Raw genomic sequence first — 13,682 nt, forward strand, 5'->3', positions numbered from 1 at the left:
CCATGGCCGAGTTGGATCCACTCATCCACGCCGACGCCCGGTTGCGGATCATGTCGGCGCTGAACACCCTGGGGCCAAAGGAATCCATGGCGTTCCCCAAGCTTCGCGAAATCCTGTCGATGACCGCGGGCAACCTGTCGACGCACCTGCGCAAGCTGGAGGACGCCGGGTATGTCTCGCAGGACAAGGTCATCGAGGGCAGAAGCCCGGCCACCTATGTCGGCATCACCGCCCGGGGCGTCGCGGCCTTCGAAACGTACAAGGCCCAGCTCATCCAACTGCTCTAGCCGCGCGCAACCCGGCCGGCCGCGGGCGGCACGTCACGAATCCCCGCCCCTGCACCGATCGCGCCCCGGGACGTGCCCCGAAGTGCGGAGGCAGCCCATGCGCTTTCCCCCTGCAATGCAGCAAGTCCCGTCCATTGCTGGACGGGACTTGCCGTTAACTACTCAGAGACGATGCCCTAGATCGCAGAAGCGATCCAGATTACCAAGGCAACGGCGACGAGAACGCCTACGATTGTCCATACAAGGTTGCTTCCACGCATGTGGCCCACTTCCAATCTCTTCGTTGTTACTTCTCAATATGGGTATAAAGAGAACTTCTTTAGCATAACGGGTGGCGGCGCCGGAGCCATCAAGATTTGCACGGACTCGCCGGGAAACCCGTCGTCGGGCCTGCTTTCCCCGCCAAGCCTAGGCGTGCCGACGCAGGCCCCCGAGTGCCAGGAGAGCCGCCAGCGCCAACAGGGAAAACACCGAAACCACCAACCCCGGCCAGTTGGCGGCGTTGAACGCCAGGCCGATGGCCCAGCCGAAGAGCGAAGACCCGGAATAGTAGGCCAGGTTGTACAGGCTGGCCGCCTGTGCCCGTCCCCCGACGCCGAGCATCGGGATCCAGCCGCTGGCCACCGAGTGGGCGGCAAAGAACCCGGCGGTGAACACCAAAAGCCCCGCGACGATGGTCGGCAGGAAATCGGCCAGTGTCACCACGAGGCCCGCGGCCATCAACGCGATGGAAGCCAGCAGCACCGGCAGCCGCCCGAAGCGCGCCACCATCGCCCCGGACTGGCGTGATGACCACGTGCCCGACAAGTACGCCACGAACACCAGCGATGCCAACGAAGCGGGAATCAGGAACGGCGGGGCCTCGAGGCGAAAACCGAGATAGTTGTAGACGGCCACAAAGCCGCCCATGAGCAAGAATCCCTGCGCGTACAGCACCAACAGCTGGCCCTTGCGCAGGTTCATCCACAGCTTTTTCCACAGGGGAATCCGGTTCGGACTGCGCCAGGGCACGGGAGTGAAACCGCGCGGCTTGGGAGCCACCGCGATGAAAACGCCCGCGGCGATGGCTGCCATCACCGACACCACCAGGGTGCCCAGGCGCCAGGAAACAAATTCACTCAGCGGCCCGGCCACCAGGCGTCCGGCAAGCCCGCCGAGGGTGGTCCCGGAAATGTAGGTCCCGGCGGCAACCGCCGAGTGCAGGGGCGACACCTCCTCGGAGAGGTACGCCAACGCCACCGCGGGGATCCCGCCCAGGGCCAGGCCCTCGACGAAACGCAGGGCCAGCAGCCATTCGAAGCCAGGGGAAAATGGCACCGCCAGCCCCAGCGCCACGGCCGCCGTCACGGCGATGGTCATGGCGCGCAGCCGTCCCATCCGGTCGGCCAGCAGCGACCAGAAGAGCACCGAGGCGGCCAGGCCCAGGGTCGCCGCGGAGACCGCAAGTGCCGCATCGGCCTCGCTCACCGACAGGTCGCGGGCCAGTTCGGGCAGCACGCCCTGGACCGAGTACAGCTGGGAGAAGGTTGCGACCCCGGCGGCGAACAGCGCCAGGATCATCTTGCGGTAGCCGCGGCTGCCATGGGCATGGCCGTGCCAGTGCGCTGAATCTCCGGGAACGCTACTCACGTGTGCGACGGTCTTTCGTTGGGTCTACTGCTGGAACAGCGGCAACAGCGTATAGGACAGGATCAGCGCCACGGCGTTGTTGAAGACGTGCAGGACGTAGGAGTAGGCCAGCGACTTTCCGGTGACAACGTAGGCGAGCGACATCATGATCCCCAGCGTCGTATAGGGAATCGCGCTGGTCAGGTCGAAGGAACCGGATCCGATGAAGTGCAGCGAGGTGAAGAGCACCACCGAGATCGGCACGCAGACCCAGACGTTAAGCTTGCGGCTGAGCTTGCCGATGAGCAGGTGGCGGAAGATGTATTCCTCCACGAAGGGACCCAGGATCACGGTGACCACGAACATGGTCGCGAACGGCACCGACCGGGTCATGCCCTCGATGGCCAGCTGGTTTTCGCTCTTGACCGGATTCCCCATGGAAACCAGCACGATGGCGCTGATGATCAGGGACCCCAGCCAGCCCCCGGGGACCATCAGGGTCTTGGCCCACGGGTTGTACTTGAACGTGGCGAATGAGGAACGCAGCGCCTCGAAGCCCATGATGATCGCCCCGGTGAACACCACGACGTAGATGATGAGGTTAACGCCGAATTGCGCCGAATCCTGGTCCTTGAAGGCCTCGACGAAACCCGGGACCAGCGCCAGCAGTCCGCCGGCACCCAGGACGAAGAGCACCAGGTAGGTGCCCAGCACCACCAAGTCCCCGCGCCGCATGGGCCCGGCCTCGAAGACCGGTTGCCGCTTGCGCGGCAGCGGGGCGTATGGGTATGGGACGGGAGTTTGCTGCATGGTTTCCAGCCTACCGAGCGTTCCCAGGTCCGGAATCCACTTCCGCGCACCGCACACTTCTCACTCGACGCGAAGGCCCAGTTCGTTGGCCAGGATGGGGGCCAGGTCCAGGAGCTGCTCGTAGCTCACCGTGGCTCCCTTGAGCGCAGTGATTCCGGAGAGGGTGCGCAGGCGCGCCCCGCGCAGGTCCACGTCCTTGAGCTTGGCGCCGTTCAGGGCAAGGGTGTCAATGGTGCAGTCGATGAAGGTCACCCGCTCCAGGTTGGCGCCTCCCGCGTCGAGCTCCTCGATGTGCACGTCGCGGAATTCCACGTCCTTGATCCTCGCGCGGCGCAGGTTCAGGTAGCCGAGCTTGGCCCGCTCGAACTTCACCGAGCGGAACGTGGCTCCGTAGAGCTCCGCCGAGCCGATGCGTCCACCGACCACGGCGGTGTTCCACCATCCGGAGTCGGGTGCCTCGAGTACCGGTGCGTTGACTTCCTCGATGCGGCAATCCCCGAAGGTCACCCTGGCCATGGGCGCGCCCTGCAGTGAAACCGAGCGGAAGATGCATTCGGTGAAGACCGCGTCCTCCAGGTCCACCCCCGCCGCGTCGTCGGATTCGAAGAGCAGGCCCTCGGCGCGCCCGTCGGTTTCCAACCCGGTCAGGTCCCCGGACCCGGTGGTTGCCGGTTCCTTGAAGGCGGGCAGACGGGGGGCTTTCACGGATGCAGGCATGGGCATCATTTTATGCCGCGCACCAAGCTCGCACCGGGCAGGGGCGTGGGTCGGCGCACGTTGGCTTTCTCACCACGGTGACAGCTTGACGGGAGGTCCGGCGCAGTGTCGACGCGACGGTGGAGGGGGTTCCCCGCCGACGGCCCTAGCCGCCGGTGCCGAAGACCGGGTCTTGCTCCAGTTCCCTGGCGAGCATGGGCGCCAGGGACGCCGAGAAGTCGTGGGACAGGTGTGACTGGTCGTAGTAGGTGATCAGCGAGCCAATGACGGCGAAGCAGGTCTCTTGCGAGCAGATGGAATCGGTGAGGTCCGCGCGCACGATGCCCCGTGGCGCGGCATCGCTGTCCAGCGCCTTTTGCAGGTTCTCCCTGATCGACAGGCCCTCTTTGCGGGCTACCGCGCAGGCCAGCGGTTCACCGGGGTTCGAGGCCACGCAGGTTGGCACGTTCACGTTCCCCAGGCGCGGCACCTCGTGGATCACCGCGACCGACTTGCCGGCATCGACCCAGGATTGCCACAGGCTGGTGAAGCCCTCGGTGGCCGGGTCGGCGAATTCGTAGCCCGGGGAGGAGATCCAGGAGCGCTTGTTGCCCTGCGCGGCAACGATCACCGCGTCGATGTCCCGATCCGCCGCGAGCCGCGGACCCAGGGCACGCACCGATTCGGTGCACAGGCGCTCGGCCGTGCCGCTGATCTTTTCGGAGCCCTTGAGCGCAGCCACCGACGGCGAGCAGCCGGAGCGGATGTGGGTCACCAGTTCCCAGTCGCGTTCCTTGGCGATTTCCACCAGCGCCGGCAGCCAGGCCGAGGCGTGCGAGTCCCCCACCACTGCAACGCGCAGCTTGGGGTCGGCGGTGTTGCCGAGCCTGCAGCTGGATTCGCCCACCTGCAGGGTGTCGGTTTCACAGCCCGGGAACAAGGGGCTGCGCACCTGCTGGGAGACGGCAACCGCCGAGGGCCAGGGTGCGTAGTCCGAGGCGACGGGCAGGCAGTCGGCCGTGTTTTCCAGGGTTCCGGCTCCGTAGCACGTGGAGCTGGTGTCCATCCGAGGCAGGTTCGCGCTTTGCGCCGACGCGGTGGTGCCCGCCCACGCGATCGATGCCAGCAGCATCATCCCGGCCAGCGCAAAGACCAGCGCGTTGCGCACCGGCTTCAGCATTTTCCCAAAGCGCAGCGGGTCCTCGATCAGCAACTGCGATAGCCAGGCCAGCAACAGGGCCAGTCCCAGGATGCCTGCCTCGTGGTACCACTTCGGTTCGGCGTGCAGCACGAACGGGGCCACGATGATCAGCGGCCAGTGCCAAAGGTAGGCCCCGTAGCTCACGTCCCCGACCCGGCGCATGGGGCGGATCGAGAGCCAGGCGGCGTGGGAGAACCAGCGCATTCCGGTGCCCTGCGTGCCTGCGGCGGCGAGCACCGCGGCTGTGCCGAGCACCGGAACCAGCGCCATGGTTCCGGGGAAGCGGGTTTCGGTGGGGATCAGCAGGGCACCGGCCAGCAACAGGGCGAGCCCGCCCCACCCCAACAGCGCGCCGCGGAGTCCCCCGACGCCGCGGTTCACGCAGAGCAGCGCCACCACGCCGCCGGCGGCAAACTCCCAGGCCCTTCCGGCTGTGTCGAAGTAGGCGGCCGAGGGGTTCGCGGCGGTGACCCAAAGCCCGTAGGCGAAGGAAAGGAGCATGATCGCGCCGATGGCGACCAGGAAGAGCCGGCGGGTGCCGGGCCCGGAGAAGCCACGCCGGTCGATACTTGCCCGCGGCACCAGCTTTCCCGCCACGAACGCGGCGCCCAGGATCAGCAGTGGCCAAGCGAGGTAGAACTGTTCCTCCACGGAGAGCGACCAGTAGTGCTGCACCACGGTGGCCATTTGCCCGGCGGCGGAGTAGTCGGTGGCGTCGGCCACCAGCGCCCAGTTCTCAATATAGAACCCGGCGGCGGCAACATGCTTGAACATGGTTCCGTGTTCGGTGGCGGGGATGAAGAAATACACGAGTGCGGCGCTGGCCAGCAGCACGGTGAAGGCCAGGGGCAGCAGCCGACGGATGCGCCGGGCCCAGAAAGTTGCCAGCTTGATGGTCCCGGTGGCGCGCATTTCCCGGAACAGGTGCGCGGTGATCAGGTAGCCGGAAATCACGAAGAACACGTCCACGCCGATGAATCCGCCGGTGAGCGCGCCGGGGCGCAAGTGGTGGATGATGACCATCAGCACGGCGATGGCGCGAAGCCCCTGGATGTCGGTCCGGAATCCCATCGAGGAGCCGTTGGAGTTGATCCGTGGACCGTCCGCGGATTGGGTCTGGTGCGGGGATAGCTGAGGGGCGGAACCGGTTCGAACTGTCACTCGGGCTAGCCTATCCCACCTCCCGAACCCTCGATCCGCCGTTCCACATCAAGTTGATACCTGCAGCAAATGACAGTGGCCCCGAAGGGCGCGATCCTTGGGATCCGCACCCTTCGGGGCCATCTGCGAGTTGACAGCGCCCGGCGCGCTACCGGCGCACCATTTCTAGCCCTTCAGCTCCGCTTCGGCGTCCTGTTCAAGGGCGGGCTCGCTGCCCTCGAGCACCGGGGCGCCGCCGGGAGCGGGTTCCGCGTCGACGTCCTCGGCAGGGCCGGCGAACTGCGACTGGTACAACCGGTAGTACGCACCGCGGGCGGCAAGCAGCACCTCGTGGTTGCCCTGCTCCACGATCTTGCCCTCTTCCATCACCAGGATGGTGTCGGCGTCGCGGATGGTGGAGAGTCGGTGAGCGATCACGAAGCTGGTCCGGTCGCTGCGCAGCGCCGCCATGGCCTTCTGCACCAGCAGCTCGGTGCGGGTGTCCACCGAGGAGGTCGCCTCGTCCAGGATCAGCAGCGACGGGTTGGCCACGAACGCGCGCGCGATCGTGATCAGCTGCTTCTCGCCGGCCGACACGTTGGTGCCTTCCTCGTCGATGACCGTCTCGTAGCCCTCGGGCAACGCACGGACGAACCTGTCGACGAAGGTGGCCTTGGCCGCCTCCATGACCTCCTCGTCGGTTGCCTCCAGTCGCCCGTAGCGGATGTTCTCCAGGATGGAGCCGCCGAAGAGCCAGGCGTCCTGGAGCACCATGCCGACCTTGGAGCGCAGGTCCGCCCGGCTGATCTGGGTCACGTCCACCCCGTCCAGGGTGATGCGCCCGGAGTTCAGCTCGTAAAAGCGCATGACCAGGTTCACCAGCGTGGTCTTCCCCGCGCCGGTGGGTCCGACGATGGCCACGGTGTGGCCTGGGTGCGCCTCGAAGGACAGGTCCTCAATGAGCGGCTTGTCTTCCGAGTAGGAGAAGGTGACGTGCTCGAATTCGACGTGGCCGTCGGTGCGCGCCGGCAGGGACGCGGTCACGGTGTCCTCGTCCTGCTCGTCGGCATCCAGCAGCTCGAAGGTGCGCTCCGCGGAGGCCACGCCTGACTGGAGCATGTTGGCCATGCCGGCCATCTGTCCCAGCGGCTGCGTGAACTCGCGCGAGTACTGGATGAACGCGGTCGCGTCGCCCAGGGACATCTGCCCGGACGCCACGCGCAGCCCGCCGACCACGGCAATGCCCACGTAGGCCAGGTAGGAGATGAAGTTCATGACCGGGAAGATCATGCCGGAGACGAACTGGGCGCCGAAGGAAGCCTTGTAGAGCTCCTCGTTCTTCTCGTGGAAGCGGTCCAGCATGTCCTGCTCGCGCCCGAAGACCTTCATCAGGTCGTGGCCGGAGAAGGACTCCTCGATCTGCCCGTTCAGCGCTCCGGTGTTCTTCCACTGCGCGGTGAACAGGCCCTGGGCGCGGGAACCGATGACGCCTGCCGCGACGGCCGAGAGCGGCAGCGCGATCAGCGCAATGAGCGCCATCTGCCAGGAGATGATGAACATCATGATGACGATGCCGATCACGGTCAGCAATGACTGCACCAGCTGGCTGATCGCCTGCTGCAGCGCGTTCTGGATGTTGTCCACATCGTTGGTGACCCGGCTGAGCAGATCCCCGCGCTGGCGGGTGTCGAAGTAGTTCAGCGGAAGGCGGTTGAGCTTGGTCTCCACGTCGCGGCGCAGGCCGTAGACGACCTTCATGACCAGCCGGTTCAGCAACCAGCCCTGTGCCCACATGAACAGCGACGCCACGAAGTACATGGAGAGCACGATCAAGATGTAGCGGCTCAGCAGCGGGAAGTCGATGCCCACACCGGGGATGAGGTTCATCTTGGACATCATCTCGGCCAGGTCGTTCTGTCCCGAGGCACGCAGCCCCTCGATGACCTGGTCCACCGGCACGTTCGCGGGCATCTGCCCGCCGATGGCCCCGGCGAAGATCACGTCCATGGCCTGGCCCAGGATCTTGGGCGCGATCACCGAAAGCACCACACCCGCTGCGGCCAGCAGCAGGACCACGGCCATGCCGACCTTCTGCGGGGCCAGCAGCCCCACGAGGCGCTTGGCCGAGGGCCAGAAGTGCTTGGCCTTGCGGACCGGGAGCGAGTCGCCGAACATGTCGGAGGCCCCGGCCGTGTCGAACTCGTCGATCTCGTCGGTCGGTTCCACGACCGCCGTTGTTTCCTTCTTGGTGCGTTTTGCCATTTAGGCCACCTCCTCCACTGCCAGCTGGCTGGTCACGATTTCCTGGTAGGTTTCCGAGGATTCCAGGAGTTCCTCGTGCGTTCCGCGGGCGACGATCTCGCCGTGGTCCAGGACCAGGATCTGGTCGGCGGCGGTGATCGTGGAGATGCGCTGGGCGACGATGATGACCGCCGCATCCTTGGTGGGTTCCTTTAGCGCTGCCCGCAGGTGCGCATCGGTTGCCACGTCCAGGGCGGAGAAGGAGTCGTCAAATAGGTAGATCTCCGGCTTCGCGGCCAGGGCACGGGCGATGCACAGGCGCTGGCGCTGTCCTCCGGAGACGTTGGTGCCGCCCTGGGAGATCTTCGACTCGAGGCCGTCCTCGCGGGCGGCCACGAAGTCTTCGGCCTGCGCGGTGCGCAGGGCGTCCCAGAGGTCCTCGTCGCTGGCGTGCTCCGCACCGAAGCGCAGGTTTGAGGCAATGGTTCCGGAGAAGAGGTAGGGGCGCTGCGGAACGGTGGCCACGGCTGACGAAATCTGGGCGCGGGTCAGCTGGGTGACGGGTGTCCCGCCCACCAGCACGTGGCCTTCCTTCGCGTCGTAGAGCCGCGGGATCAGGTTCAACAGCGTGGACTTGCCCGAACCGGTGGACCCGACGATGGCCGTGGTCTCGCCGCGGCGTGCGGTGAAGGAAATGTCGTTGAGCACCGGTGCCTCGGCACCCGGGTATCCGAAGGTGACGTTACGGAACTCGATGGTTCCCGGGGCGTCCATTTCGGCGACGTGCTCGTGCTGGTCGGTGAGCGACGGGGTCAGGGTGGTGACCTCGTCGATGCGCTCGGCGCAGACGATCGCGCGGGGAATCATCATGGCCATGAAGGTTCCCATCATCACCGCGATGAGGATCTGCAGGAGGTACTGCAGGAATGCCGTCAGTGCGCCGACCTGCATGTCGCCGGTCTCCACGCGCTGTCCGCCGAACCACAGCACGGAGGCCGTGGCGATGTGCAGGATCATGCCGATCAGCGGGAACATCAACACGAAGAGGTTGCCGACCTTCACTCCGACGCGGGTGAGCTTGGCGTTGGCCTCCTCGAAGCGCTCGGTCTCATGGGGTTCGCGCACGAAGGCACGCACCACGCGGATGCCGGTGATCTGCTCGCGCAGCACCCCGTTGATTCCGTCGATGCGGTCCTGCATCTGGCGGAAGAGCGGCATCAGGAAGATGACCAGGACGCCGACGACCACCAGCAGCACGGGCACGGAGACCCAGACCAGCCAGGACAGGCCGACGTCTTCGCGCAGCGCCATGATGATGCCGCCGATGCACATGATGGGTGCCGAGACCATGAAGTTCAGGCCCATCAGCACCAACATCTGTACCTGCTGCACATCGTTGGTGCCGCGGGTGATCAGCGTTGCGGCGCCGAACTTGTTGACGTCCTGGGCGGAGAACCCGGTGACGGCGTCAAAGACGGCATGGCGCAGGTCGCGGCCGATGGCCATGGCGGTCTTCGCCCCGAAGTACACAGCGGCAATGGCCGTGAGCACCTGGACGAATGCGACGGCAAGCATCACGCCGCCGGTGCGCCAGATGAAGTCGGTGTCGCCCTTGACCACGCCGGTGTCTATGATGCGGGCGTTGAGGCTGGGAAGGAAGAGTGTGGCGATGGTGGTGGCGAGCTGGAAGAACAGCACGGCGGCAATCCACCACTTGTAGGGTTTCGAATGTCTAAGTATGAGCTTTAAGAGCATCAGGCAGTGTCCTCATGATTTTTTAGCCGCCTGAATCCACCATGGTTTGGTGGCCCCGCGAGGGCGGCAACGCGGCATTTTTCAGCCAAGCATTGGTCACTCTACCCTCGATGTCCCACGGTTTGACCCTCCCTAAGACTGATTTTTTCCGGGGCCGTACATCGCAGGATGTAGGGGTGAAAGGGCGACGACAACCATCATGCCTTGCAACGCACGGTTTTTCCCGATTCCCTTTCGGTGTCCACACGAAAACCCTAGGCTGGGAAACGACATCAATAGTTTGCTTGATCGAATGGAGAATTTCATGTCCTTGCTTTCAACACCTTTGGCCTCCGGCGATCGCGCCCCGGGATTTACCCTGGCCGATGCCCGAGGCAGGGAGGTCTCACTGGGCGACTATGCGGGCAAGAACGTTGTCGTGTACTTCTACCCCAAGGCGGCGACGAAGGGATGCACAACGGAGGCCTGCGATTTCAGGGACAACCTCAACTCGCTGCGGGCCGCTGGCTATGAGGTCCTGGGCATTTCCCCGGATAAGGGCGATGCACTGGCCTCGTTCGCCGAGGCCGAGTCACTGAATTTCCCGCTGCTCTCGGATCCCGATTTTGCGGTGGCCACTGCCTATGGTTCGTATGGGCAGAAAGAGGTCAACGGCAAGAAGTTCTCCGGCACCCTGCGCAGCACCGTGGTGGTTGACCCGGACGGCAGGGTTTCCCTGGCCGAATACAACGTGGCGGCCGACGGACATGTGGCCCGGCTGCGCGAGGAGCTCGGGGTCTAGGAAGCCACCCGCGCGCGGCTCCGCGGCCCTGGGGCCGGTGCCACCGCAGTCAAAAACGGCGGCACCGGCGCGGATCGTGTCCGCGACGGTGCCGCCCCCGGATTCCTACTCTGAGTCGGAAGCCCCGGTGACAGAGAACTCGTGGTTCTCCGTCGGGTCGGAGAGCGCATCGGCGTTCGCCCGCGCCGCGGCAATGTCCCGGATGCGTCCGCGCGAGGCATACCAGCCGATCATCAGGGCCGGGATGATGACGATGATCGAGGCAACGGTCCAGGTGCCCACCGGCGAGTCGAAGGCCATCAACACGATGACCGCCAACAGGAAGGCGAGGGTCAGGTACCCGGTGTAGGGCGCCCCGATCATCCGGAATGCCGGACGCGCCGCGCCCCCGCGCTTGGCCAGTCGGTAGAGCGCCAGCTGGCAGAGCACGATCATGCCCCAGGAGGCGATGATGCCCAGCGCCGCCATGTTCAGCACGATCTCGAAGGCATTGGCCGGAACAATCGCGTTGAGCACCACGCCGAGGCCAGCCACCGCGGCAGTCAGCGCGATGCCGCCGTAGGGCACACCCTGCTTGTTCAGCTTGGCGGTGAAGCGCGGAGCGGATCCGGCCAGCGCCATCGAACGCAGGATGCGCCCGGTGGAATACAGGCCCGCGTTCAGCGAGGACATCGCCGCGGTGAGCACCACCAGGTTCATGATCGAGTCCATGCCGGAAACTCCGATGGATCCGAAGAACGTCACGAACGGGGACTCGCCGGCCTTGTAGGCGGTGTAGGGCAGCAGCAGCGAGAGCAGCACCAGCGATCCGACGTAGAAGACGGCAATGCGGATGATCACGGTGTTGATGGCCTTGGGCATGACCTTCTCGGGATTCTCCGTCTCGCCTGCGGCGGTGCCGATCAGCTCGATCGAGGCGTAGGCGAACACGACGCCCTGCATCACCACGACCACCGGCAGCAGGCCGTTGGGGAAGAACCCGCCGTTGTCGGCGATCAGGCTGAAGCCGACTTCGTGCCCGGGAATCGGGGACCCGAAGATGACGAAGTAGATGCCCACCGCCAGGAACCCGACCAATGCGAGGACCTTGATCAGCGCGAACCAGAACTCGAGCTCGCCGAAGACCTTCACCGAGACCAGGTTCAGCCCCAGCACGATCAGCAGCGCCGCAAGCGCCCACACCCACTGCGGGACCGAGCCGATCCACGGCACGTACTTGGCGAAGAAGTTCATGTACAGCGCGATCGCGGTGATGTCCACGATGGCCGTCATGGCCCAGTTGAGCCAGTACAGCCAGCCGGTCACGAATGCTGCCTTCTCCCCGAAGAATTCGCGCGCGTAGGAGACGAAGGAGCCCGAGGAGGGGCGGTGGACGACCAGTTCGCCCAAGGCGCGCAGGATCAGGAACGCGAAGAACCCGCACACGGCGTAGCTGAACATCAGGGCCGGGCCGGCACCCGCCAGCCGTCCGCCCGCACCCATGAACAGACCGGTGCCGATGGCGCCGCCGATGGCGATCATCTGGATCTGGCGGGATTTCAGTCCCTTGTGCATTCCCTTGTCCTCGGCGGTCAATGCCGAGTTGGGAGTGTCGGGTCGGTGCGTGGTGCGGGTTTCTGGGATTTCACGTGTCATGCGCAGGTGCCTCTCGGGGAGTGTCTGGGGGCTTGCTCAAGGGTGGAACGGGTTGAAACGGTGGGAACGCTTGGGGGCTTATTCGCTGAGGTTGGCCAGGCGCTCGGGACGCAACAGCTCGTTGAGCTGCAACTCGGTGAGCAGCCCGTGCTCCAGGACCAGTTCGGCCACGCCGCGACCGGTGGAAAGTGCCTCGATCGCGATCTTCGTCGAGGCTGCGTAGCCCAGCTGAACAGTAAGCGCGGTGACCAGGCCGATGGAGTTCTCCACTTGCTGGCGCAGCTTGTCCTCGTGGGCGGTGATGCCCACGATGCACTTGTCGGCCAGGGTGATGCAGGCGGCCTCGAGGTGGCGCATCGACTTGGTCAGGCTGTGCACGATGATCGGTTCGAAGGCGTTGAGTTGCAGCTGCCCGGACTCGGCGGCCATCGTGATGGTCACGTCGTTGCCGATGACCTCGTAGGCCACCTGGTTCACGACCTCGGGGATCACCGGGTTGACCTTGCCGGGCATGATCGAGGACCCGGACTGCACGGCCGGCAGATCGATCTCGCCCAGCCCGGCGCGCGGACCGGAGGAAAGCAGTCGCAGGTCGTTGCAGACCTTGGAGAGCTTGACCGCCACGCGCTTGAGCACCCCGGAGAGGTGTACGAATGCGCCGACGTCGGCGGTGGCCTCAATCAGGTCGAAGGCCGTCTCCAGCTTCAACCCGGAGATCGCGGCCAGGTGCGTGCAGGCCAGGGACGAATAGCCGACCGGCGCGTTCAGCTCGGTGCCGATGGCGGTGGCGCCCAGATTGATTTCGTGGATGAGCAGCGTGGATTCGGCCAGGCGCGCGCGGTCCTCACCGAGGGTGACGGCGTAGGCGTTGAACTCCTGGCCCAGGGTCATCGGCACCGCGTCCTGCAGCTGGGTGCGTCCCATCTTGACCACGGTGCGGAATTCCACGGCCTTGGCCGCGAACGCCGCCCCCAGGTGCTCCATGGCGGCGACCAGCGAGGTGGCGCCGAAGATGGTGGCCACGCGCACCGCGGTGGGGTACACGTCGTTGGTGGACTGGCTGAGGTTCACGTGGTCGTTGGGGTGCAGGTATTGGTACTCGCCCTTGGCGTGGCCCATGATCTCCAGGGCACGGTTGGCGATGACCTCGTTGGCGTTCATGTTCGAGGAGGTGCCGGCGCCGCCCTGGATCACGTCGACCACGAACTGCTCGTGCAGGTTCCCGGCGATGATTTCGCGGCAGGCCTCGATGATGGCGGTGGCGCGGGTTGCATCGAGCAGTCCCAGTTCCTGGTTGGCCTGGGCGGCGGCCTGCTTGACCATGGCCAGGGCCGTGACCAGGTGCGTGTTGGTGGACAGCGGCTGGCCGGTGATCGGGAAGTTCTCCACGGCGCGCAGCGTGTGCACGCCCCAATATGCCTCCGCGGGAATGTCACGGTCCCCGATCAGGTCGTGTTCGCTGCGGACTGCGCGGGGTGCGGCAACCTGCAAGGTGGTGGTGGATTCGGACATGGCTCTCCTAGGGGTG

General features: G+C 65.5%; 10 protein-coding genes. 2 read left to right on the plus strand and 8 right to left on the minus strand.

The window, feature by feature from the left end; all coding sequences use genetic code 11:
* The first annotated feature begins 2 nt into the window (after positions 1-2).
* Complete coding sequence (locus ACIPUB_RS12425) at positions 3-287, plus strand: transcriptional regulator (protein WP_407607659.1); 285 nt, start codon at positions 3-5, stop codon at positions 285-287.
* 408 nt (positions 288-695) lie between these two features.
* Here the strand turns inward: ACIPUB_RS12425 and ACIPUB_RS12430 are convergent, their stop codons facing one another.
* The 6 genes from ACIPUB_RS12430 to ACIPUB_RS12455 all read right to left on the minus strand — a co-directional run bounded on the left by ACIPUB_RS12430 (position 696) and on the right by ACIPUB_RS12455 (position 9,738).
* Positions 696-1,847, minus strand: coding sequence for an MFS transporter (locus tag ACIPUB_RS12430; protein ID WP_407607695.1), 1,152 nt, complete (start codon positions 1,845-1,847; stop codon positions 696-698).
* A gap of 93 nt (positions 1,848-1,940) precedes the next feature.
* Positions 1,941-2,705: a CPBP family intramembrane glutamic endopeptidase gene (locus tag ACIPUB_RS12435; RefSeq protein WP_407607660.1), complete on the minus strand. Its 765-nt coding sequence runs from the start codon at positions 2,703-2,705 to the stop codon at positions 1,941-1,943.
* Between the two features lie 60 nt (positions 2,706-2,765).
* A complete protein-coding gene (locus ACIPUB_RS12440; RefSeq protein ID WP_302263759.1) occupies positions 2,766-3,422 on the minus strand; it encodes a pentapeptide repeat-containing protein in 657 nt (218 codons plus the stop codon).
* Between the two features lie 145 nt (positions 3,423-3,567).
* Positions 3,568-5,763: an acyltransferase family protein gene (locus ACIPUB_RS12445; protein WP_407607661.1), complete on the minus strand. Its 2,196-nt coding sequence runs from the start codon at positions 5,761-5,763 to the stop codon at positions 3,568-3,570.
* A 165-nt stretch (positions 5,764-5,928) separates the two neighbouring features.
* Entirely contained in the window at positions 5,929-7,917 is a 1,989-nt protein-coding gene (locus tag ACIPUB_RS12450) for an ABC transporter ATP-binding protein (RefSeq protein WP_407607696.1), read from the minus strand.
* Positions 7,918-8,004: 87 nt separating this feature from the next.
* Complete coding sequence (locus ACIPUB_RS12455) at positions 8,005-9,738, minus strand: ABC transporter ATP-binding protein (RefSeq protein ID WP_407607662.1); 1,734 nt, start codon at positions 9,736-9,738, stop codon at positions 8,005-8,007.
* 304 nt (positions 9,739-10,042) lie between these two features.
* Between ACIPUB_RS12455 and bcp the strand changes: the two genes are divergently transcribed.
* Positions 10,043-10,519, plus strand: a complete 477-nt coding sequence (gene bcp, locus ACIPUB_RS12460) for a thioredoxin-dependent thiol peroxidase (RefSeq protein ID WP_407607663.1) — start codon at positions 10,043-10,045, stop codon at positions 10,517-10,519.
* A 105-nt stretch (positions 10,520-10,624) separates the two neighbouring features.
* Here the strand turns inward: bcp and ACIPUB_RS12465 are convergent, their stop codons facing one another.
* Entirely contained in the window at positions 10,625-12,154 is a 1,530-nt protein-coding gene (locus ACIPUB_RS12465; RefSeq protein WP_407607664.1) for an amino acid permease, read from the minus strand.
* 78 nt (positions 12,155-12,232) lie between these two features.
* Positions 12,233-13,666: an aspartate ammonia-lyase gene (locus ACIPUB_RS12470; RefSeq protein ID WP_407607665.1), complete on the minus strand. Its 1,434-nt coding sequence runs from the start codon at positions 13,664-13,666 to the stop codon at positions 12,233-12,235.
* Positions 13,667-13,682 lie beyond the last annotated feature (16 nt).

It is taken from the genome of Paeniglutamicibacter sp. ORCA_105, from assembly GCF_045798545.1.
Taxonomy (GTDB): Bacteria; Actinomycetota; Actinomycetes; order Actinomycetales; family Micrococcaceae; genus Paeniglutamicibacter; species Paeniglutamicibacter sulfureus.

Bases quoted from the DNA above. Each gene is read 5' to 3' on its own strand.
- ACIPUB_RS12425 (WP_407607659.1), top strand. From the start codon at position 3: ATGGCCGAGTTGGATCCACTCATCCACGCCGACGCCCGGTTGCGGATC.
- ACIPUB_RS12430 (WP_407607695.1), bottom strand. From the start codon at position 1,847: ATGATCCTGGCGCTGTTCGCCGCCGGGGTCGCAACCTTCTCCCAGCTG.
- ACIPUB_RS12435 (WP_407607660.1), bottom strand. From the start codon at position 2,705: ATGCAGCAAACTCCCGTCCCATACCCATACGCCCCGCTGCCGCGCAAG.
- ACIPUB_RS12440 (WP_302263759.1), bottom strand. From the start codon at position 3,422: ATGCCTGCATCCGTGAAAGCCCCCCGTCTGCCCGCCTTCAAGGAACCG.
- ACIPUB_RS12450 (WP_407607696.1), bottom strand. From the start codon at position 7,917: ATGTTCGGCGACTCGCTCCCGGTCCGCAAGGCCAAGCACTTCTGGCCC.
- ACIPUB_RS12455 (WP_407607662.1), bottom strand. From the start codon at position 9,738: ATGCTCTTAAAGCTCATACTTAGACATTCGAAACCCTACAAGTGGTGG.
- bcp (WP_407607663.1), top strand. From the start codon at position 10,043: ATGTCCTTGCTTTCAACACCTTTGGCCTCCGGCGATCGCGCCCCGGGA.
- ACIPUB_RS12465 (WP_407607664.1), bottom strand. From the start codon at position 12,154: ATGACACGTGAAATCCCAGAAACCCGCACCACGCACCGACCCGACACT.
- ACIPUB_RS12470 (WP_407607665.1), bottom strand. From the start codon at position 13,666: ATGTCCGAATCCACCACCACCTTGCAGGTTGCCGCACCCCGCGCAGTC.